Genomic DNA, 23,314 nt, shown 5'->3' with positions numbered 1-23,314 from the left:
CCCTAAAGGCAAGGGTTACCTTTGTAAGCATCAAACAAAGGAAAAATGAAAAGAAAATTGCGCACAATCCTCGGTGGTTTAGGTGCTTTATTGTTTTCAACTATAGGAAGTTACGCTCAAGAAAAAACAAAGCAACTCTCCGTAGAAGAACTCATTGAATTAGCGTTAGCCAATCATCAACAACTCAAAATAAGTGCCCAACAAAAAGAAATTGCAACCCAACAAACTCAAATCTTAAAACTACAACAAGTACCGACAATTGGTTTAACTGCAACAGCTGCTTATCTAGGAGATGCAGTAATTCTCGATCGAGATTTTTCGAAGGTCATGACTCGAGATATGCCTCATTTTGGCAATTCGTATGCTATTCAAGCTTCTGAATTACTGTACAAAGGTGGGGCAATTAGAAAGTCAATTGAGCTTGCTGAAATCGGCGAACAGTTGGCGGAGTTAGATTGGGTCAACGATCAACAAAGTATTAAGTTTTTAGTGATTTCCAACTATTTGGATCTCTATAAGTTGTTGAATCAACAGGAGGTGTACCAAAACAACAAGAAGTTAGGACAGCTTCGCTTAGAGAATGTCAAACAATTTTACAGTCAAGGTATGTTGACGCGCAATGAAGTGATTCGCGGAGAATTGGCGCTTCAAAACATAGATCAAGCGTTGTTAGTTGTCAATAACAGTAGAAAAATTGTCAATTACAATTTGAATATCGCCTTGGGATTAGAAGCAAACAACCAACTGATTCCTTCAGAAACCATAACAGAGAAAGAATTGATGGGGAAATATGAAAGTTATTTGGCTTTGGCTTATGAGCATCATCCAACTTTACAAATGACGCAAAAGGCGATAGAGGCGGCGGATAAAAAAATTGAATTGGCCAAAACCGATCAATATCCTGCTTTAGCTGCTATTGGCGGTTATAACATGAGTCGACCTATTACGACTTCTAATCCGGTGCAAGATATGTATGCCAATACGTGGCAGGTGGGTGTATCATTGAGTTATAGTCTAGATAATCTGTACAAGACACCTAAAAAAATCAAGTTGGAACAACTCGAAAAAACAAAGGCTACGGATACGCAAGTACTGGCGATGCAACAAATTGAAATGAGTGTGCATGCTGCTTATACCAAATATGAAGAATCCATTCAACAGGCAAATCTCTTAGAGAAAAGTCAGCAATTGGCTCAGGAGAATTACCGCATCATTGAAGCAAAATACTTCAATCAATTGGCTATTCAAGCGGAAATGACGGATGCGACCCATGCAAAACTAGAAGCTGAATTACAGTTTGCCAATGCTCAAATTAACGTACTTTATCAATATTATAGTTTATTAAAAGCAACGGGAACGTTGTAAAAATTGCTACAATTACTATGGAACAAACAGACAAAACTACACATACAGAACCTCAAGAAAAAAAGAGTGCACCCATTACGATTAATTATAAACAAGAAGTAAAAAAGAAACGCAAAATTATTCTGGTGAATATGCTGACTTTTTTAGTTGTTGCTTTTGCATTTTATTGGTTGCTAACCCAATATTTTCATATTGGAGATAAGGACTATACCGAATCTGCTCAAGTAGAAGAGTATATTAATCCAATTAATACCCGGGTATCTGCTTATATCAAGGAAATAAAATTTATAGAACATCAACAAGTAAAAAAAGGAGATACGTTAGTTGTGTTGGATGATCGAGAGATACGCACCCAGTTAGAACAAGCGGAGGCAGCCTATTTGAGCGCTTTAGCAGCGAAAGAAGTAACCCAATCTAGTATGCAAACGGCAAGTAACAACATTGGAGTATTTGATTCCAATATTCAAGGAGCACAAGCGCGTTTGTGGAATGCAGAACAAAATCAAAAGCGCTATCAGCATTTACTTCAAGTAGAAGCTGTAACACAGCAGCAGTTTGATCAGGTGAATACGGAGTATCAAGCCGCGAAATCTGCCTATGAAGCATTGAAGAAACAACAAACAACGACGCGTTTATCAGTGTCAGAAATACAAACGCGAATCGCATTAAACGACGCAGATATTAAGCGTACGAAAGCGATGTTAGACATGGCTCAACTTAACTTGTCCTATACGGTGATTCAAGCACCTTATGATGGTACGATGGGAAGGCGTTTAATTAATTCAGGACAATTACTAAACCCTAGTCAGCAAATTACTACGATTGTACGCGACGATGAAAAATGGGTAACGGCAAACTTTTTAGAATCCCAAATGCCAGATGTACAAGTGGGAACCATTCTGACGATGACAGCAGATGCAGTAAAAGGCGAACGATTTGAAGGGGTGGTAACAGCAATTTCTGCCGCAACAGGAAATCGCTATTCTAGTATGCCAACAGATAACTCAACGGGTAATTTTGTAAAAGTACAACAGCGTATTCCCGTGCGTATTGAATTTACGGAAGCGAATGCACAAGAAGCAATTCACCGCTTAAAAGCAGGAATGAATATGAATGTACAACTAAAAAAATAAGAATAGAACCAACTAAAGATGAAATATAATCAAGGTTTATTTTACGCTTGGGTACCCAAGTCAGTCATGCTATTGCTCATTGTAGTGATTGCATTGATTTTCTTTGGAGTAAGCGCTATTTACACCCCAAATATTACGTATTTGGTAGGGAGTACAGGCGCCATGAGTGAATATTATTTATGGGCTAACTATGCCAGTGTAGTGGGGATGGGAGCGGTTATGCCTTTGATTGTTCGCATCAAAGCACGATTTCGAACCAAAGAAATTCTAGTTGGTAGTTTGACGGGAATTGCACTCTTGTTTATCGTCATGGGTACAACACATCAGCCTCAGGTGATTATTGGCGCTTCTTTTCTGATTGGTGTCTTTAAAATGGTAGGGATGATGGAGGTAGTATTACCCTTGATGTTTATTCTCGCTAAAGATGGTAATCGCGGGCGTTTTTACAGCATTTTTTATACTGCAGTTTTACTTGTTACGCAAGTTTCAGCTTACTACATCACGAAAGTATCCTACTATGCTAATTGGCAATTCGGCTATTTGATTTATGCTTCCATTTGTTTAGTAGCCGCTTTAATTTGTTTGGTATTTCAACACAATCAGCGTTTTATGCGCAAGGTTCCGCTGTATTATATTGATTGGCTCAGCGTTCTCTTATATATCAGTTCTTTTATGATTTTGGGTTATGTACTGGCTTTTGGCAAGCAACAAAACTGGTTTGAATCCAACCAGATAAAATATGCAATTTTGACGTTTTTACTCTTGGTATTTGTTTTTTTCTTGCGCCAACAAGTACTTACTCGTCCTTTCTTGTCCTTAAAGGCATTCAATAAGAATAATGTACGCCATGGTATTGTGATGTTGCTTTGCCTAGGGATGTATTTGGCTACAACAAATTTACAGAATACGTTTGCCATGGGGGTATTGGGATATAATGCCTTAACGAATGCTTCATTGAATGTGATGATGATCCCAGGACTATTAGTTGGGGCAATCATCGCCTATAAATGGTTCAATCGTTTAGTCCCTATTCGCTTATTGACCTTTTTGGGATTCGCTTCCTTTATGCTCTATACCGTGACGATGTATTTTTTTATGGTACCAGAATTAAACTACAACCTGTGGTTGTTACCTCAATTCTTTAAAGGAATGGGAATGAGTATTTTGTTTATTGTTATTTGGTATTATACGCTGGATAAATTGGATATTCCAAGCTTATTGAGTCTTATAGGCTTCGTTTTGCTTTGGCGTACGTTCATTTCGCTGGGAATTTTTAGCGCATTATTCACCTGGTTGCAATATAAATTACAACTACAGAGTATGAGTAATTTAGCCGTGTATCTCGATGATGTATGGCTGATTCAATCAGGAGGAAATGTCAGCTTGAGTGCCGTTCAACTCAATGCAATCTTAGCTGCAAACAAAATAATCTTTGGATGTATTAATATCTTAGGGATAGGTATTCTGCTCTATGTCTTGTTTCATCACTATGGTCGAACTCAAGATGTATTAACGCGAATCCGCCTATCTAAAATTGGTCAGCTGTGGATTAGCAGTAAAGACCAAGAAAAAATTGAGGAAGAACTTATGGAGTAAAGGCGATGATACGGTGAGGTGATGAGAGGGTGAGATTGGTGAGGTTCGCTCATCGCTTCATCGTCTCATAATCCACGCCCAGTATGTCACCCCGACGAAGGAGGGGTCGCATCTCGCGCTCACACAACTGTGCATTGTGAGGTTTGTTTTTTGTGAGGGGTAAGAGGGTGAGGCGATGAGACGGTGAGGCGAATTTTTTTAAATTAAAACCTAACCCTAATATATTTTTATGAATTTATACCCTTTAAGAGATAGAACTAATTTCTCATCTTCTCACCAATCTCACCACCTCACCAATTTCTCACCAATCTCACCAATTTCTCACCAATCTCACCCTAAAACAACCTCATATCCAAACCTGAAAATAGCAACCAACATAATAAATAAGAAAACATACCTTACCCATTGTTGTCCTTTTAGGATGGCCATTTTAGCACCAAAATATCCGCCAATTCCATTGCATATCGCCATGGGTAAAGCGACAGACCAAAGAATTTGCCCTTTGATTAAGAATAGTATAATACTTCCTAAATTCGTAAATAAGTTGATAAGCTTGGCATAGGCTGATGCCTTAAAGAAATCAAATCCAATGAGGAAGATAAATCCCATAATGAAAAAGGTACCTGTAGCAGGACCAATAAATCCATCATAAAAACCAATGACGAGGGAAATGATAATCCCATAAGTATATCTCTTTTGTTTGGTAATTTCCGTAAGGTGTTTTTTTGTAAAATCCTTTTTAAAATACGTAAATACCCATAATGCAATAAGAATAATAAGCAGCAGTGGCTTCATAAAATCATTATTGACAATGGTTAAAACATAAGAACCAAAGAAAGCACTTCCACAAGAAAGCAGAGCCAATAAAAGGAAGTAAGACCACTGTATTTTTGTTTGTTTCAGGTATTGTCTGACAGCAATGGCTGTTCCTGAGAAAGCGGGTATCTTGAGTGTTCCAATAACAGAAGAAACGGGAATATGGGGGAGTAGAGCTAAACCTAAAGGAGTTTGAATTAATCCACCACCACCAGCAATAGCATCAATGAAACCTGCGCAAAAAGCAATGATACACAGGTAAAATATAATATCGAATTCCATACAGTGAAGAATAAAATAGTCGTTCGTTTGAATGCGTACAAAGTTAATTCATCTACGGTTTTAAATGTAAATATTCAAGGATAAATTCGACACGTTCTTCAATAGAAGTACAGGGGACTTCAACTAGTTGATATCCAAATTCTTTATAGGTGGTATACATAACTTCATAGGTTTGTATGGCAAGGGTGAAATCTTGTTTTCGCTCTTCGTCATTGACGTAAATGGATTCCCAAGGAGGGAAGATAAATACAGGAGAAGCATAAAGCATTTGTTTTGCTACATTCAGTTGGGTCGGTTGTATTTCTAAGTGTTCCAAACGCGCATATCCGATACTGTCGAGTAGACCTCGATCAAAGAATAACGGTGTTTCAGCAGGATGCGATTGATAATCGTGAACAGATTGATTAAACATCGCTTCAAAAAAGCGTTGCTTGTTGAGCCATGGAAGTGCATCACCTGCTGTGTGCATTTGCTGTTGAATAATAGCGCGTCCTACTTCAGGTACAGTAGGGTAAGTTAAATGCGCCAGTGCTTGGAGGACCGTAGACTTTCCGCTGCCAGGTCCACCAGTAAAAATATAGTATGGTTTCATATACAATTAATATTATAGCGAGTTATTTTTATAGGAGGTATGAAGCGAGAACAAGGGGATAAAACGCTTGTTGACGCCCAAACCAATCCAAAGACAATTCAAGTTGAGAGATAAAATGAGGATAACGTGGAAAAGTAAAAAACGAATTTGTTGAGTAGGTATAAGACACACCTTGTAGAAAATTTCCAAAAAAAGTAGAAGATAGAGGCAGTCTAAAACAGTACTGCATATGGAATAAGTGATACGAATATACTTATTTTTAGGGTGAGGTGTTTCGAAATGAGGTGTTTTTGCGAAAAAAATAACATTATTTTAGCATTAAAGTTATTTTGGCACGAGTTTTGAAATAAACTAAATACGAAAGACACAAACAACAAATAAAACAGAATACCCAAAAGTAGTCCGCATATCACATGCAAAAACAACAAACCTGAAGTAACCTTTTCTTTTTTAGGAAAAGGTTACTTTTTTTATAACCAACACTGGGAATATTCTAAAGGAAAGGGAATAGAAAAAGATGCAATTGCATTGCAAATGAAGAAGGAGAGGTATGGAAATTCAAAAAGTCTTGCTATTTTTGTAGGGATGAAACAGTATAACTACATACTATCTTTACTTTTAGCGATAACCGTCATGGTTATCTCTTTCTACCCTTGTGCGGATAGATATGTTTCTTCTGTGGTGTCAACAGAAACAGTTGCAACTTCGGTTGTGGAACAGCAACATGCAGACCATGCAACTGATGCTTGTTCTCCTTTTTGTGCTTGTGTATGTTGTGCTGTTTCCGTGAGTTTAACACTGCCGAATTACACTGTGCCCCAAGTGGTACAACTTGTAAGTAAGGAAAAAACACTTTTACCATATTCTTTTGTCGAGACTGTAGTATACAGCATCTGGCAGCCCCCTAAGCTCGTATAGTTACTTCGTATACTTGTCGTTGATCTCAGTTCGATTGACGCATTTTTCACGTTTTTAATTATACAGAGATGCTAGATAAAATCATTCAGTTTAGTATTCGTAACAAATTTATTATAGGACTTTTCGTACTGGGACTTATCGCAGTAGGGAGTTATTCGTTGATGAATTTGCCTATGGATACCCAGCCTGATATTACGAATAATCAGGTACAAATTATTACAAGTTCACCTACTTTGGCAACCCAAGAGGTAGAGCAATTTATTACTTATCCCATTGAACAAGCGGTTAAGCCCATTCCCAACATTACAGAACTTCGTTCGATTAGTCGTTTTGGATTAAGTGTGGTAACCGTTGTGTTTAATGAAGGTACAGATATCTATTGGGCTCGAAATCAGATTAGTGAGAATCTGAAAGCCGCACAAGAAGTGATCCCTAAAAATGTTGGAACACCAGAACTGGCTCCAGTTAGTACAGGACTTGGTGAAATCTATCAATATGTTGTTTATGCCAAAGAAGGGTATGAAGAACAATACAACAGTATGGAACTTCGTACGATTCAGGATTGGATTATTAAACCTCAATTGATTGGGGTAAAAGGGGTTGCTGAAGTCAATACCTTAGGGGGGCATTTGAAGCAATATGAGGTATCCGTTCAACCTGATCGCTTAAAAAGTATGAATACCTCCATCATCGAGATATTTGATGCCTTAGAGCAAAACAACGAGAATACTGGAGGGGCTTATATTGATAAAAAACCCTATGCTTACTTTATTCGCAGTATTGGAATGGTGCAATCCATGGAAGATATTGAGAAAATTGTGGTTAAAACAGTCAATGGTACTCCTATTTTAATTCGCGATGTAGCCGAAGTTAGAATTGGAAGTAGTATTCGCTATGGTGCAGTAACCAAAGATGGAAAAGGAGAAGATGTGAGTGGTATGGTGATGATGCTAAAAGATTCAAATACCCAAGAGGTGGTGAAATTGGTCAAAGAAAAAATGACGCAAATTGAAAAAACACTTCCTGAAGGGGTTGCAATAGAACCGTTTATTGACCGTACCAAGTTGATCGATAAAACAGTAAGTACCATTCAAACGAACTTAATTGAGGGTGCCTTAATTGTGGTGTTTGTTCTGGTTTTACTTTTAGGAAATTGGCGTGCAGGACTAATTGTAGCTTCTGTAATTCCGTTGTCTTTGCTCTTTGCCATCAGTTTGATGAAGCTATTTGGTGTCAGTGGAAACTTGATGAGTTTGGGAGCTATTGACTTCGGATTAATTGTCGACGGAGCTGTAATTATTGTCGAGGCCATTGTCCATCGACTCCATCTTGGGAAGAATAGGAAACTCACCCAGCAAGAGATGAACGAAGAAGTGTTTCGTGCCTCTTCCAAAATTAGAACTAGTGCTTCTTTTGGAGAGATCATCATCTTGATCGTTTACCTTCCAATCCTAGCATTAACGGGAATAGAAGGGAAAATGTTTGGCCCAATGGCGATGACGGTGTCTTTTGCTATTTTAGGAGCTTTTATTCTTTCTTTAACCTATGTTCCGATGGCTTCTTCTTTGTTTTTGAAGAAAGAAGCAGGTAAAACAAAACCGAATTTTAGTGATAAATTAATTGATAAGCTATACAGCATTTATAAACCTATTTTAGAAAAAGCATTTAAAATCAAGCAATTTGTTCTAGTTATTGCCTTTGGTTTGTTTGCCTTGGCCTTAGTGGTGTTTAGTAAAATGGGAGGGGAGTTTATCCCTACTTTAGATGAAGGAGATTTAGCGACGCATATTATTATTTCTTCAGGAAGTTCACTGTCACAAGAAATTGAAACAACCACCAAAGCAGAGCAAATCTTAATGGATAACTTTCCGGAAGTGAAGATGGTTATTTCGAAAATAGGAAGTGCTGAAATTCCAACGGATCCAATGCCGATGGAAGCGGCGGACATGATTATTGTCCTCAAGGAGAAAAAAGAGTGGACATCTGCCACAACGAAAGAAGAATTAATTGATAAAATGGAAGCGGCTTTAGAGCAAATTCCAGGTGTGACAACAGAGTTTTCTCAGCCGATTCAAATGCGTTTTAACGAATTGATGACGGGAGTGCGAAGTGACGTAGCCATCAAAGTATTTGGAGAAGATTTAGATCGGTTGGCGAGTATTGGAGACGAGATTAATGGCATGATTGCCAACGTTCCAGGAGTTTCAAGTCCGAAACTAGAGCGCGTTACTGGTTTACCGCAAATTTCCATTAAATACGACAAAGATAAATTGGCGTTATACGGATTGAAAATTGCCGATATCAGTCAGATTATTCGCGCGGGATTTGCAGGTGAAACAACAGGATTGGTGTATGAAGGAGAAAAGCGATTTGATTTGGTGGTGCGTTTGGATCAAGCATCGAGATCAGATATTGAAAATTTGAAAAACTTTTTTATTCCATTAGCAGACGGACAACAAATTCCGTTGAGTCAAATTGCTGATATTGCTTTTGAAGATGGACCGCAACAAATTAGCCGTGAAGATGGAAGAAGACGTATTGTGCTGGGGTTCAATGTAAAAGGGCGTGATGTGAAAAGTGTTGTACAGGATATTCAAGCCAAATTAGATGCGCAATTGAAGTTACCTGATGGCTATTATATTACCTATGGTGGACAATTTGAAAATTTAGTGGAAGCAACCAACCGCTTGATGATTGCTGTTCCTATTGCCTTAGCGCTCATTTTTGTTTTGCTGTATTTTACTTTTAAATCAGTGAAGCAATCTTTAATTATTTTTACCGCAATTCCATTGTCCGCTATTGGAGGTGTTGCAGCATTGTGGTTGAGAGATATGCCTTTTAGTATTTCTGCAGGTGTTGGATTCATCGCCCTATTTGGTGTGGCTGTATTGAATGGTATTGTATTGATTGGTCAGTTTAATCAACTAAAAGCACAAGGAATGGATTTATATGAACGAATTATAGAAGGAACCAAAATTCGATTGCGTCCGGTATTATTAACGGCTGCTGTTGCTTCTTTGGGATTCCTGCCTATGGCACTGAGCACAAGTGCAGGTGCTGAGGTACAAAAACCATTGGCTACGGTAGTGATTGGTGGTTTAATAACAGCTACGTTATTGACGTTGATTGTTTTACCTATTATTTATTATTACGAAGAAAGAGGATTTAAAAAAACAACAAAAATACAGACTGCTAGCTTGACTTTACTTGCGCTTTTAGCTGTAGGCGGAGCACAAGCACAAGAAGTAAAGCGATTGGCACTGGATGAAGCTTTAGCATTAGCACGTGAGAATAACCAAAGCTTACAAGCTTCTAGAGCCAATGTATTGAGTCAGGAACAACTCGTTAAAACAGCTTATGATATCCCTAAAACGGAGGTATCTATGGGGTATGGTTATCTCAATGGCAAAGAACAAAGAGACATGAGCTTGAATGTATCCCAGGCGCTTAGTCCTTTTACGTATGGCAAAAAGAAAAATATCCTACAAAAGGAGTATGAAAGTGCAGAAATTCAATTGCAAGGAAAAATGATTGCAGTCGAATTTGAAATTAAGCAAACATGGGAAAATATCCTTTATGCACAATCCAAAAAGAAATTGTTAGAACAGCAATTTACGTTGTTAAAAGCGTTTTCTAAATCTGCAAAATTGCGCTATGAAACAGGAGAAACAACGTTGATGGAAAGTAATGTAGCACAAGCCAAAGAACAGGAAATTAGTGTTTTAATTACGCAAAACAATACGTTTTTGCAAAACGAAAAATCGAAAATCAAAACTTTTTTAAACCTTGAAACAGATTTTGAATTGAGTGAACGTGAATTGGTCTATGATGAACATGATCCGTGGGCTGATTTGAATTTAGAGGAAAACAACAGCTTGCAATTAGCCAATAAGGAAATTGAACGTGTGGAGGCTACACGTAAGTTAGAAAAATCATTGCTCTTACCTGATGTAACATTAGGCTATGCTATTGAATCAGGAGCTGGATTACGAGCAAATGGAACAAATTATGGCAGAGAATTGCGTATCCCAAGTTATACGGTAGGATTGAGTATTCCAATTTTCTTTGGTAGCCAGTCCAAAAAAATAAAAGCAATGAAATACAGCATAGAACAAGCAGAACTAGAAAAGAGTTATTTGCACAAGCAGTTGAGCGAATCGGTTCAGCAGCAGTTAGAAATTATCAATGCACAACAATCCGTGATTGATTATTACCAAGAGAGTGCCTTATTGAATGCCTCTATTATCCAAGATCATGCGAATAAATCGTACAATAATGGAGATATTTCCTATGTGGAGTACATTCAATCGATGGAAACAGCATTGAACATACAGATTAATTACTTAGATGCTGTATTGCAATATAATTTGGGACACAATGCCCTTCATTATTTAGTTAACCAATAATTCGAATTTAAAATGAAAAGAATATATATCACTTTATTTGTTTTGGGAACCCTTGCATTTGTAGGTTGTCAAAATAAAAAGGACACAGTAGATACAGCAGTTGTACAAGAAGTAGAGCAAGACAACGAAGAAAGTTCAAGTAAAGAAGTGGAACTAAATAGTGCGCAAAAGAAGGCTGCAGGTATTGTCATGGGGCAATTGGAAGACAAAAACCTATCTGATGTAATTAAAGTCAATGGACAAACTGAATTACCCCCTCAGAACCAAGCAGATGTTACTACTTTTTTAAGTGGAACTATTACGCAGATTCTCGTTAATATTGGTGATCGTGTCAATAAAGGGCAGGTATTGGCTATTGCAGATAGCCCTGAGTACATTAAATTACAAGAAGACTATCAGGTTTCAAAAAACAATTTGGAGTATTTAGAATTGGAATATAAACGACAACAAACGCTTCGAGCAGAGAATGTCAATTCAGAAAAAACTTATCAGAAGACGAAGTCAGAATTGAATATTGAGAAATCGCGTTATCAATCGCTTACCAATCAATTGTCCTTGGTTGGAGCAGGTTCTTCTCGAACGCTAAAAATTGTCGCACCGATTAGCGGAAACGTATCTGCTATTCCAATTCGCATTGGAACGAATATGATTAATGGACAAACGTTATTTTCGATAGTAGATAATTCTAAAATTCACTTGGATTTAAAGATTTACGAAAAAGATTTGCCTTATGTACATGAAGGGCAAAAGGTATCGTTTAATTTGACGAACATCAATAAAGCAGAAGTAACCGCTACTATTTTTAGTATTGGAAAAGCGTTTGAACCAGGAACAAAGACGGTTATTGCGCATGCCAATATTGATCAAGTACCAGATAATCTGATTCCAGGATTATATGTAAATGCTTTGATTGATGTGGGAACGAATACCGTAAAAGCCCTGCCCAATGAGGCCATTGTAAAAGCAGATGGTCGAGAGTTTATTTTTATTGCAGAGGACGGTGAAGCACATGAAGCCCATTTTCACTACAAACGTGTGGAAGTGAAAACAGGGGTGAAGGAGTTGGGATTCACTCAAGTCGATATTATAGAAGCAGTACCAGAACAGTATAGTATTGTTACCCAAGGGGCTTATTATTTACAAAGCCATTTAATCAAAAACGAAGGTGGCGGCGGACATGACCACTAAGAAATAGTAGCCTCGTCTTTTTAGACGAGGCTTTTTTTATGGTGCCAAGCAAAGGACCCTCTGTTCTTTTTCCAAAAAAGAATTGAGCGATCATCTAGCTAAAGCCCTAGAAATAATTAAATTTGTATTTCAATTTTTAAATGAGGAACCTATCATGCTTTCAAATCGCTTCAGATTAAACGAAATGTTGGTATTTGCATATCGACTATTTTTAGCATTCTTTTTTTACTTTATAGCGCGAGTTTTATTCTACTTTTACAATAGTGATTTGCTTGCCGTTGATTCTGTAGGACAGTTTATGAAACTGGCTTATCACGGATTGACCTTTGATCGAATGGCTATTTTTTATGTCAACATTTTGTTCATTTTGTTGTCTATTTTACCCATTTTTAAAAGTACATCGAAAGGATACCAAAAGGTCGTTTTTTGGAGCTATATCATTCCCAATTTATTGGCTTATGCAACCAATTTTATTGATTTTATTTACTATCGTTTTATCTATGCACGTACTACAATTGCAGTATTTGATAGCTTAGAGCACGAATCAAATAAAGGGCAATTGTTCTTGAATTTTTTGGTGAACTATTGGCATGTATTTGCCTTGTGTATTGCGCTTTGCGTTTTATGGGTGTTTTTGTATAAGCGAGTGAAATTTACGCAGACACTAGAAGTAGAAAGCAAAAAAAATTACTTTATTTCAAGTGCTTGTATTATTGTACTTGTAGGGGTTGGATTTATTGCTGGTGTACGTGGGGATTTAAAGAAAACAACACGTCCATTGAATATTATTGATGCCAATCGCCATGTTGAAAAACCAGAACACGCAGATATTGTATTAAATACGCCTTTTGCTATTTTGCGCACCATCGGTAAAACGAGTTTCAAGAAAGTAGAATATATGGATGAAGCGACATTGAATCGCTACGTTAGTGGAACTAAACAGTACTATTCTACGGACCCATCTACCCCAAATATCGTCTTGTTTATTACAGAAAGTTATGCAAGAGAATATATAGGAGCTTTTAATCAAGAGATGAATATTCCGAATTTCAAAAGCTATACTCCGTTTATTGATTCTTTGGCACAACACAGTTTGATTTTTCCGAATGCTTTTGCCAATGGATATAAATCTATTCATGGGGTATCTTCTGTTATTGCAGGTATTCCATCATTTAAAGATGCTTTTACGTCTTCGCCATTTCCAAAACAAAACATAGAATCTTTGGTTTCTACTTTAAAATCAAAAGGATATGATACATCTTTCTTCCATGGAGCACCAAATGGTTCGATGGGATTTTTAGGATTTGGAAATATCTTGGGCTATGACCATTATTATGGAAAAACAGAATATAATAATGACGATGATTTTGATGGAACTTGGGGAATTTGGGATGAACCTTTCTTCCAATACATGCGCAAAACACTGAACGAGAAAAAAGGACCATTCTTTGCGACGTTGTTTACAGTTTCCTCTCATGAACCTTTTCAAGTGCCTAGTCAATATGAAGGGAAATTTCCAAAAGGAAATCAGCAAATTCACCAAACCGTAGGGTATACCGATTATGCATTCAAGCGCTTCTTTGAAGAAAGCAGCAAAGAACCTTGGTTTAAGAATACAATTTTTGTCATCACAGCGGATCATACCAATCAAATTGATTATGATGAATATAGAAAATTGGTGAATCGCACAGCAGTTCCTATTTTATTCTATACGGCTGATGAACGTTACAAAGGAGTAAATAAGGAATTAGCACAACAAATAGATATTTATCCAACCCTATTAGATATGATTGGATATGATAAACCATTTAGAAGCTGGGGAAGAAGCTTATTAAATGATACGATTGTGAAACCATTTACGATTAACTATGGTGGGAATGAGTATACTTACCAAGAAGGAAACTATATTGTTCGCTTTAATGGAAAAGAAGTAACAGGATTCTATGCAATCAATGACAAGGGATTGGAACACAATTTAATCCAAAACAAAAACAAAGAAATGGAAGAATTGGAGATGAAGTGTAAGGCGTTTATCCAGGATTACTTTGATCGAATTATAGATAAGCGTTTGGATAAGTAAATGTGAGGCGATGAGGCGATGAGGAGGTGAAATCGGAATGCAAACCGCGCAAAGAACAAACCGCGCAAAGAACAAACCGCACAAAACACAAACCGCACAAAACACAAACCATGCAAAGAACAAACCGTGTGGTTCTTTTTATACCCATAACTCATAATACCACATAACTCTTCTCTTATAACCAATTTTACAAGCTAATTGCTTTATATAGAAACGAGTAAATTTTAAAGTTATTTTACGACTTTTAAAATTAGAAGAATAGCTGGAAAAGTTGTACTTTTGCCAAGTTTTATTCTTTACAACACAACAAATAAATATAAATGAGACAAGCTAAGTATATTTTCGTAACAGGGGGCGTTACGTCATCCTTAGGAAAAGGAATTATAGCAGCATCGCTGGCAAAATTGTTGCAAGCGAGAGGTTATTCTACGACAATTCAAAAATTCGATCCGTATATTAATGTGGATCCAGGTACATTAAACCCGTATGAGCATGGAGAGTGTTTCGTAACGGATGATGGAGCAGAGACGGATTTAGATTTGGGTCACTATGAGCGATTTTTGAATGTTCCAACTTCTCAGGCAAACAATGTAACAACAGGACGTGTCTATTTATCTGTTATTGAAAAAGAGAGAAGAGGGGAGTTTTTAGGAAAAACGGTTCAAGTGGTTCCTCATATCACCAATGAGATTAAAGATCGCATGCAGTTACTTGGTAAAACAGGAGACTATGATATCGTAATTACAGAAATTGGAGGTACAGTAGGGGATATTGAATCTTTACCGTACATTGAATCTGTTCGTCAATTGTTATGGGAATTAGGAGACAACAATGCTATTGTGGTTCACCTGACATTAGTTCCATACTTAGCAGCAGCAGGGGAGTTAAAAACAAAACCGACGCAGCACTCTGTGAAGACATTGATGGAAAGCGGAATCAAAGCGGATATCTTAGTTTGTAGAACGGAACACAATTTAAGTGCTGAAATTCGTCAAAAATTAGCGCAATTCTGTAATGTAAAACCAGAAGCGGTAATTCAATCTATTGATGCAGAAACAATTTATGATGTGCCTAACTTGATGTTGCAAGAAGGGTTAGATAAAGTTGCTTTAAAACGCTTAGACTTACCAGAAAAACAAACACCAGATTTAGTAAAATGGAATGAGTTTATTCACCGTTTAAAATTCCCTAATCATGTAGTAAACATTGGTTTAGTAGGAAAATACGTTGAATTACAAGATTCATATAAATCAATTTTAGAGGCTTTAGTTCACGGAGGTGCACAAAACCAAGCCAAAGTAAATATCATTACGATTCAGTCTGATTTAATCACAGCAACGAATGTAAACGAGAAATTGAAAAACCTAGATGCTATTTTAGTTGCTCCAGGATTTGGATCACGTGGTATTGAAGGAAAAATTGAAACAGTAAAATACGCAAGAGAAAACAAAATTCCTTTCTTGGGGATTTGTTTAGGAATGCAAATGGCTGTAATTGAGTATGCTAGAAACGTTTTAGGATACCAAACAGCAAATACAACCGAAGTAAACGAGAGTACACAATATCCAGTAATTACTTTTATGGAAGACCAAAAAGATATTACTGATAAAGGAGGTACCATGCGTTTAGGAGGATGGGATTGTAAATTAAAAGAAGGTTCTAAAGTATTTGAAATCTATGGAGACAGTATGATCAATGAGCGTCACCGTCACCGTTATGAATTCAACAATCAATATTTAGAGGATTTCGAAAAAGCAGGATTAACAGCTTCAGGATGGAATCCAGAAACTGGATTAATCGAAATCGTTGAGTTGGATACACATCCATTCTTCGTTGGAGTTCAATTCCACCCAGAGTATAAAAGTACGGTAGCGAAACCGCACCCGCTTTTTGTTCATTTTGTAAAAGCAGCGATTGATTATAAAACAAACTAATCAATCGACTTTTTTATATCATAAATTTTATCACTTACAAACTAAGTAATGGAGAAAAAAAAATTAGATCGTAACAGTATTATAGGCTTTGTGATTATTGCAGGATTGCTGATTTGGATGATGTTGAACAACATCAATAAAGAGCAAGAGTCTATCAAGAAAGATACTGAATTAGCAGAGAAAGAAATTGTTAAACAAGAACAATCCGCTACATTTGAGAAAGCACTTCAAGAACCAGTAGCTGGAGATTCTTTACAATCGGAACAAGTTCGTGCTACATTCGGTCCTTTTGCTTATAGTGCAATGTTACCAGCAGCTAAAGGCGGAACTACAACTTTAAAATCAGATTTACTTACACTTGAAGTTGATAATAAAGGAGGAAAATTATCTCATGTTGTTGTAAATGATTTCAAGAGATTTAGCAAAGATTCAAATGAAATCGTTGCTTTAATCAAAGATCACAATGCGAAATTCAATTTACAATTACATACAACTGATAATCGAGTTTTCAATACAGAAGATTTGTATTTTGAACCTACTTTAACGAAAGAAGGAGAAAATCAAGTATTAGCTATGCGTTTAAAAGCTTCTGAAACAGAGTTTTTAGAGTATCGTTATGTATTGAAACCGAATGATTATATGCTTGATTTCTCAATCCGTACGCAAGGATTGAGCAAAATCGTTGATGCATCAAAAACACCGGAGTTAAACTGGGAAATGAAAACATACCGCAATGAGAAAAGTATTGCGTATGAAAATAGATACGTTCGTTTGTACTATGAACACGAAAAAGGAAAAGACAACAACCTAAGTGAATCGAGTAAAGATGATACGAAGGAGTTGAAAGATGTTTCATACATCGCGTATAAACAACACTTTTTCACTTCTGTTTTATTGACAAATAAGAACTTTGAAACAGCAACATTAAACACGAAAAATTTAGTGGCTGATGAAAAAGTTGATACAGTATTTACTAAACAATTTGCAAGTGTTATTCCGTTGAACTATAGCAATGGAGAGTTAAACTATGATATGAATTGGTATTTTGGACCATCAGATTTCAAAATATTAAAATCATACGAGCGTAACTTAGACAATATTGTACCATTAGGATGGGGAATTTTTGGATGGATTAACCGTTTCTTATTTATCCCAGTATTTGGATTATTAACTAGTTTCTTACCTTACGGTATTGGTATTATTGTATTGACGATTTTAGTTCGTTTATTTACTTCACCGTTGACATATAAGTCTTATGTTTCTCAAGCGAAAATGAAAATGATTCGTCCAGAGGTAAATGAATTGAATGAAAAGTTCAAGAATGATCCAATGAAGAAACAACAAGAAACAATGAAATTGTATTCTAAAGCAGGGGTGAATCCAATGGCAGGTTGTATTCCAGCCTTGTTACAGATTCCAATCTTCTACTCGTTGTTTCAATTCTTCCCGTCTTCATTTGATTTAAGACAAAAGAGCTTCTTATGGGCAGACGATTTATCGTCGTATGACTCGGTGTTACAATTGCCATTTAATATTCCTTTCTATGGTAATCACGTGAGTTTATTCCCATTATTGGCATCAATTGCAATTTTCTTCTATATGAAGATGACGACAGGAGATCAGCAAATGGCTCAACCAACACAAGAAGGGATGCCAGATATGAGTAAAATCATGAAAATCATGATTTACGTATCGCCGATTATGATGTTATTCTTCTTTAATAACTACGCTTCAGGTTTATCGTTGTACTACTTCATCTCGAACTCTATTACAATTGGAATTATGTATGTAATTAAAAACCACATTGTAAAAGACGAAAAGATTTTAGCTACAATCGAAGAGAATAAAACGAAAAAGCGTCCACAAGGAAAATGGCAGAGAAAAATGCAGGAAATGATGGAACAAGCACAAGAACAACAACGCTTGAAAGATCAAAATAAAAAATAATACTAGTGATAGATAGAAAAACTCCTCTTCTTTAAGAGGAGTTTTTTTATTTTATATAGTGATGGTTAAATGGAGATTAGATCATACCGTACGTTGCTCGTTGTTATTTGCTCTTTGCACACGGTTTAGTGAATAAAGTACAAAACACAACGAACAAAGCGCAAACAACAGTTCACCCTTTTCCAATCAAAAGATATCTTTGTACAAATTAGCAAATGATACTATATTATTGTTACTTTTGGGTAAATTTAAATTTTATGAAAAAATTAATACTTTTTAGCTTTTTAGCAACTGCGGCAGTGGTGAATACGCCGATACATGCACAAGAAAAAGTAAAATTCACAAAAGAACAGATAAAAGTGATGGATGATATGCTTTTTGATGAAGTATTCGTCGGTGTCAGTTCTAAAAAGAATTCAACCCTTTTACTGAAAGATGGAACCAAAAAAGTGGGATCTGTTTCTGGAGTATCAAGAAAAAAAGGACAAATTACATCCATTAAAATGAAAGATGCTTCAGGTAAAAAAGTAGAATACCAAGCGGATGAAATTGAAGAAATGTATTTACCTATTTCGGGATATGTTAAGGGAGCTAAAGTAGCTAGCTATTTTGGCAATACAAAAAACTGGGGAAGCAAAAGCTTAACTAAATCAACCAATCCAGATGAAGTCTATGTAAAAAATATTACAGCTTCTTTAAAAAACAAAAAAGCAGAAAAGGAATACTTGATGCAATTGATTAATCCAAGCTTCAGTAGTCAAATTGAAGTGTATGCTGATCCAATGGCTTCTGAAACAACATCTATTAGCTTTGGTGGAGGACCTGGTATCGGTGGAGGAGTAATTAAATCGTATTACATCAAAAAAGGAGAGGAAGTAATCTGGCTTAAAAAAGGAGAATTTGAAGAAAACTATAATTTCCTTTTTGGAGACAATCAAGAATTTCTACAAAAATTCCCATACAATTCAATTAAATGGGACTACTTAAGCTATTTAATCGCTGAATACACGAAAATGTCTGAAGAGAAGAACGCTTAAATGAACAAGAAAAAGGGTGTCCCAAAGTGGATACCCTTTTTTATTTTAAAAAAAATACCTAAAGCAGAAGATGCGATTTTTGTTTGAAACAACAGGTTTTGGTTGGATATGATTCTATAATACCAAGACTTGTTCGGTATAAATGCAGGTATTGTACTATTTTATAACCGCATGCTCGAAGAAGAAATCTTATTGCCTCTTCTTTGGTTTTCAATGGTTTAGTGTTTTATTTGGGTGCTATTTTTATTTGTCCACCCTTTTGTCCACCCCTCATTTTGTCATTTTTTTTACGAAAGATTTAATTTTGCAAAAATTAGGTTAACCTATTTGACTTGATTGCTAACAAACATTTGATCCCTTTAAAAAATGAAAAAAGTTCACCTTACTTTTCTACTTCCTGTGCTTTTGCTCTGGAACTTTCTTCTTTACGGACAATCTTATCAAGCTTTGGTATTAGGTGGTTTCAATGAAGATGTGATTGCTAATGGGATAGGATCCGCAGCATCAAGTACAACTAATTACTTGGATAGGGATGCTTTCTGTGTTCAAAGTTTAGATTGGAAATTAACCGCTAGTTCTTCAGCTTTAACTTTCGGATTGCCTGTTGATGGAATTATTAATTCAGTTGTATCAGCTACTCCGGGGTTATTTTTTAAACTGCAAGATTACAGTGCTAATAATGTTATTCAATTGCGTTCAAATGGAAATAGTATCACTTCAAGTGTAACTGGGCAAGTAAAAGCAGAAAAACTTTATTTATTAGCTAATTCAGCCTCCGGTTCTTCTTCCTTACAATGTATGGTGAACTTTGATGATAATTCTTTTCAAATCCAATCCATTATTTTACCTGATTGGTATGATGGAACAAACCCACCAGTAGCCTATTTGGGGTTTGGAAGAGTTACTCGTTTAAGTAGTGTGCTGGAACATAGCATTAGCAATCCTAGACTTCATCAGATTACTTTACCTATTAATCTTGAAAATCAAAATAAAGAAATTAGATCTATTAGTTTTACACATGTACAAGGTAATGGAATTATTAATATTTTTGGCGCCACAGCGGAACTTGTAACTCCCTGTAAAAGCCCCGAGATTGTATCTTTCAGTTCCATTACTTCCTCTTCTGCTCAAGTTAGTTTTGTTCCGCCAAACCCGCTTCCTGCAGCTGGATATGATTTTGAAGTGCGAAGCAGTGGACTTCCTGACTCTGGAACAACAGGATTATTAGGAAGGGGATCAATTGCTAATTCTTCTACTACAATAACTTGCTCGAGTTTGCCTATGGGTGAACGAGTGAATTTTTATATACGTTCCAAATGTAGCGCTATCTCATTAGGTGAATGGAAAGGTCCATTTACTTTTACTACTTTATGTGCAGCTAGGGGAGCTTTTAATGAAAATTTCGAGTCTCAACCTGTAGGTTCAACAATTGATGCTAGTTTGCCTTCTTGTTGGGGAAAAATTAGTAATGGAAATGGCTATTTATACACCAGTAATGCATCCGCTTATTCTGGTATACACAGTTTATATTTATACAATAGCAACCAAACTACCGGTGATTTAATGGTGGTGTCTCCTCCAACAAATCAGTTGGGTAATGGAGGGTATCGCATTCGATTTCGAGCGAGAAGTACATTTTTTCAAGAGGTAACGCTAAAAGTAGTTACGTTAGAAAATCCTTATGATACGGCTAATATGCAAATGTTGGATGAAATAGAACTGACCAATTCATATAAAGAGTATTTCGTTAATGTGCCTGCTGGAACTGCTAATTATTTTGGATTAGCCCATGGACTCAAGACAGGGTATCAAGCCATCTATATCGATGATATTCATTTGGAGCCTATACCACCGTGTATTGTTCCAACCGATTTAACCGTTTCAGCTGTAGGTTTAAGTACAGCAACAATCGCTTGGACAGCGACGTCATCGCTCAATACGGATGGTTATGTTTACGAGGTAAGAACATCAGGAGAAGCAGGTAGTGGAACAAGTGGATTGGCTTTTTCTGGAAGATCAGATTCAAATGTAACGAGGGTAAACTTGAATAATCTAATTGCAGGAACAACGTATCATGCTTATGTAAAAGCCAATTGCACGGCAACAGATGAAAGTTATTGGACTGATGCCGTAACGTTTACGCCCAATTGGTGTATGCCAACCTATCAAAATGGATCGTCTAATCACCGTATTACAAAGGTTAATATTGATGAATTAGCTTTTACAGATGAGATCACTTCTTATACCCAAAGAGATCGAACAAACCTGTCTATTCCTGACTTACAAGCTGGAAGTAGCTACACTTTTAATGTAACTACTACAGGATATACAGTTATGGGAGTTGCTATTGATTTTAATAATGATGGAGTTTTTGATCAAAATACAGAGGTATTAGCTTTACCTGATTATATTGTCAATAATACCCAAGTATATACAGCTCAGGTGATTATACCCAATAGTATTGCTTCTGGTAATTATCGCATGCGTATTTGGAATCGCGGTGCGAATGCTGGTGGAGGAATGGGAGCTGATCCCTGTGGCGCTTATAATTATGGAACATGGGCAGATTATACCGTACGGGTTCAGGAGGCTACACTACCTCCTGTGGCTGTAAATCAAGTTTTTTGTAAAAGCGAAAATAAAAAAGTAGGTGATTTAATCGCAACTGGAGAAAATATCAAGTGGTATACTAGTGAGACAGCAACAACCGCTTTGTTGCCATCCACGCTATTGAGCAGTGGAACCTATTATGCTACCCAAACCATAGGAGGGTATGAAAGTGTTCGTCGAACAGCCATTCAGGTGGAAGTGGACGATCCTAAATTAAACTCGATTAGTGTATCTTCCTCTTTTCAATATGGTACGCAGACCCAAGTGGTGTTAATCGGTATTAGAACTGTATTGGGACCTCATGTGTTAACTTGGTATGAAACTGAAGCAGGTGGAACGAGTATTCCTACACCAGATATTAATTTGTTACCAGTAGGTACCCATGTATATTGGGTAAGTACATTTAGTACATACGGTTGCGAAAGTAAAAGGAGTAAAATTAATTTAGTTGTTAACCCAATGTCACTTTATATTACTCCTACAGTTGTAAATAAATTCTATGGAGATGCAGATCCTGAGTTAACGTATACAATTTATGGGGGGTATAATGATGTACCATTAACAGGAAGTTTAGTTCGAGACGTAGGAGAAAATGCGGGTAATTACGCGATTCGCCAAGGGACTTTGACTGCTTCTGCTAATTATAGTTTGACTATAACTACAGCCTCCTTGACCATTTTACCCGCTCCATTAACGGTTACTGCGGATGCAAAAACCAAAGAAATAGGGGCTGTTGATCCTATTTTAACCTATCAGGTTTCAGGGTTAAAAAATGGGGAAACAGCTCATGATATCTTACTTGGTGATTTAACCAGGACACCTGGAGAATTGGAGGGAATTTATCCGATTACCCAAGGAAGTTTGACTTTGCAATCACCCAATTATACCTTAACCTACAATTCCGCTAATTTAACCATTGAATCCAAGGTAGTAACGGTAAAAGCAAATACCCAAAGGAAAAGCTATGGAGACGCTGATCCAGAGTTAACTTATACGGTATCAGGATTGGGGTCAACTGTTGATCCAGCAACGATCCTCACAGGAAGTTTATCGCGTGAACCTGGGGAAACCAGGGGAACTTATCTTATTACACAAGGTACCTTAGCTGTAGTTTCGGGTTATACGCTTGAATTTGAAGGAGCAAACTTAACTATTGATCCTGCTGTACTAACAGTAACAGCCGATGCGCAAACGAAAATCTATGGAGATATCGATCCTGCTTTAACGTATACCGTTTCTGGATTACAAGGGGCTGATCGTCTTACAGGCAGTTTGGTTCGTGAAGTAGGAGAGTCTGTGGGTACCTATGAAATTCAACAAGGTAGTTTAGGTGCACCTGCAGATTACACCTTAGTTTATCAAGGAGCAGATTTAGCAATTACCCCTGCTGTACTAACAGTAAAAGCGAAT

General features: G+C 36.7%; 13 protein-coding genes. 11 read left to right on the top strand and 2 right to left on the bottom strand.

Annotated features, from left to right (window positions below; all coding sequences use genetic code 11):
- The first annotated feature begins 45 nt into the window (after positions 1–45).
- From AWV75_RS09235 to AWV75_RS09225, 3 genes are read left to right on the top strand one after another with little or no spacing between them, the layout of a single operon-like run.
- A complete protein-coding gene (locus tag AWV75_RS09235; protein ID WP_060874080.1) occupies positions 46–1,365 on the top strand; it encodes a TolC family protein in 1,320 nt (439 codons plus the stop codon).
- Positions 1,366–1,382: 17 nt separating this feature from the next.
- Positions 1,383–2,498 (top strand): HlyD family secretion protein, encoded by a 1,116-nt coding sequence (locus tag AWV75_RS09230; protein WP_060874079.1) that lies wholly within the window; start codon positions 1,383–1,385, stop codon positions 2,496–2,498.
- An 18-nt stretch (positions 2,499–2,516) separates the two neighbouring features.
- Positions 2,517–4,094 carry an MFS transporter gene (locus AWV75_RS09225; RefSeq protein ID WP_060874078.1) on the top strand — a complete coding sequence of 526 codons (1,578 nt, stop codon included), beginning with the start codon at positions 2,517–2,519 and terminating at the stop codon, positions 4,092–4,094.
- A gap of 330 nt (positions 4,095–4,424) precedes the next feature.
- Here AWV75_RS09225 and AWV75_RS09220 read toward each other — a convergent pair whose 3' ends face one another.
- Both AWV75_RS09220 and AWV75_RS09215 read right to left on the bottom strand, forming a co-directional pair.
- Positions 4,425–5,192 (bottom strand): sulfite exporter TauE/SafE family protein, encoded by a 768-nt coding sequence (locus AWV75_RS09220; protein WP_060874077.1) that lies wholly within the window; start codon positions 5,190–5,192, stop codon positions 4,425–4,427.
- 52 nt (positions 5,193–5,244) lie between these two features.
- Positions 5,245–5,784: an AAA family ATPase gene (locus tag AWV75_RS09215; RefSeq protein ID WP_060874076.1), complete on the bottom strand. Its 540-nt coding sequence runs from the start codon at positions 5,782–5,784 to the stop codon at positions 5,245–5,247.
- Between the two features lie 534 nt (positions 5,785–6,318).
- Between AWV75_RS09215 and AWV75_RS09210 the strand changes: the two genes are divergently transcribed.
- From AWV75_RS09210 to AWV75_RS09175, 8 genes are all read left to right on the top strand, one after another.
- Positions 6,319–6,702, top strand: a complete 384-nt coding sequence (locus AWV75_RS09210; protein ID WP_231738074.1) for a DUF6660 family protein — start codon at positions 6,319–6,321, stop codon at positions 6,700–6,702.
- A 68-nt stretch (positions 6,703–6,770) separates the two neighbouring features.
- On the top strand, positions 6,771–11,108 hold the full coding sequence (locus AWV75_RS09205; RefSeq protein WP_060874075.1) for a CusA/CzcA family heavy metal efflux RND transporter: 4,338 nt from the start codon (positions 6,771–6,773) through the stop codon (positions 11,106–11,108).
- A 12-nt stretch (positions 11,109–11,120) separates the two neighbouring features.
- Entirely contained in the window at positions 11,121–12,296 is a 1,176-nt protein-coding gene (locus tag AWV75_RS09200) for an efflux RND transporter periplasmic adaptor subunit (RefSeq protein WP_060874074.1), read from the top strand.
- A gap of 154 nt (positions 12,297–12,450) precedes the next feature.
- Positions 12,451–14,376, top strand: a complete 1,926-nt coding sequence (locus AWV75_RS09195; RefSeq protein WP_060874222.1) for an LTA synthase family protein — start codon at positions 12,451–12,453, stop codon at positions 14,374–14,376.
- A 320-nt stretch (positions 14,377–14,696) separates the two neighbouring features.
- Positions 14,697–16,310 carry a CTP synthase gene (locus tag AWV75_RS09190; protein WP_060874073.1) on the top strand — a complete coding sequence of 538 codons (1,614 nt, stop codon included), beginning with the start codon at positions 14,697–14,699 and terminating at the stop codon, positions 16,308–16,310.
- 48 nt (positions 16,311–16,358) lie between these two features.
- On the top strand, positions 16,359–18,257 hold the full coding sequence (yidC, locus tag AWV75_RS09185; RefSeq protein ID WP_060874072.1) for a membrane protein insertase YidC: 1,899 nt from the start codon (positions 16,359–16,361) through the stop codon (positions 18,255–18,257).
- Between the two features lie 257 nt (positions 18,258–18,514).
- Positions 18,515–19,294, top strand: coding sequence for a hypothetical protein (locus AWV75_RS09180; protein ID WP_060874221.1), 780 nt, complete (start codon positions 18,515–18,517; stop codon positions 19,292–19,294).
- 366 nt (positions 19,295–19,660) lie between these two features.
- Positions 19,661–23,314 (top strand): MBG domain-containing protein (locus AWV75_RS09175; protein WP_197429574.1); only part of this gene is annotated, 3,654 nt, incomplete at its 3' end.

Source organism: Myroides odoratus (assembly GCF_001549985.1).
Taxonomy (GTDB): domain Bacteria; phylum Bacteroidota; class Bacteroidia; order Flavobacteriales; family Flavobacteriaceae; genus Flavobacterium; species Flavobacterium odoratum_A.
This window is presented reverse-complemented; position numbering and strand designations above follow the sequence as displayed.

What these genes read in the sequence shown, in the direction of transcription:
- AWV75_RS09235 (WP_060874080.1), top strand. Translation starts at nt 46, where the DNA reads ATGAAAAGAAAATTGCGCACAATCCTCGGTGGTTTAGGTGCTTTATTG.
- AWV75_RS09230 (WP_060874079.1), top strand. Translation starts at nt 1,383, where the DNA reads ATGGAACAAACAGACAAAACTACACATACAGAACCTCAAGAAAAAAAG.
- AWV75_RS09225 (WP_060874078.1), top strand. Translation starts at nt 2,517, where the DNA reads ATGAAATATAATCAAGGTTTATTTTACGCTTGGGTACCCAAGTCAGTC.
- AWV75_RS09220 (WP_060874077.1), bottom strand. Translation starts at nt 5,192, where the DNA reads ATGGAATTCGATATTATATTTTACCTGTGTATCATTGCTTTTTGCGCA.
- AWV75_RS09215 (WP_060874076.1), bottom strand. Translation starts at nt 5,784, where the DNA reads ATGAAACCATACTATATTTTTACTGGTGGACCTGGCAGCGGAAAGTCT.
- AWV75_RS09210 (WP_231738074.1), top strand. Translation starts at nt 6,319, where the DNA reads ATGAAGAAGGAGAGGTATGGAAATTCAAAAAGTCTTGCTATTTTTGTA.
- AWV75_RS09205 (WP_060874075.1), top strand. Translation starts at nt 6,771, where the DNA reads ATGCTAGATAAAATCATTCAGTTTAGTATTCGTAACAAATTTATTATA.
- AWV75_RS09200 (WP_060874074.1), top strand. Translation starts at nt 11,121, where the DNA reads ATGAAAAGAATATATATCACTTTATTTGTTTTGGGAACCCTTGCATTT.
- AWV75_RS09195 (WP_060874222.1), top strand. Translation starts at nt 12,451, where the DNA reads ATGCTTTCAAATCGCTTCAGATTAAACGAAATGTTGGTATTTGCATAT.
- AWV75_RS09190 (WP_060874073.1), top strand. Translation starts at nt 14,697, where the DNA reads ATGAGACAAGCTAAGTATATTTTCGTAACAGGGGGCGTTACGTCATCC.
- yidC (WP_060874072.1), top strand. Translation starts at nt 16,359, where the DNA reads ATGGAGAAAAAAAAATTAGATCGTAACAGTATTATAGGCTTTGTGATT.
- AWV75_RS09180 (WP_060874221.1), top strand. Translation starts at nt 18,515, where the DNA reads ATGAAAAAATTAATACTTTTTAGCTTTTTAGCAACTGCGGCAGTGGTG.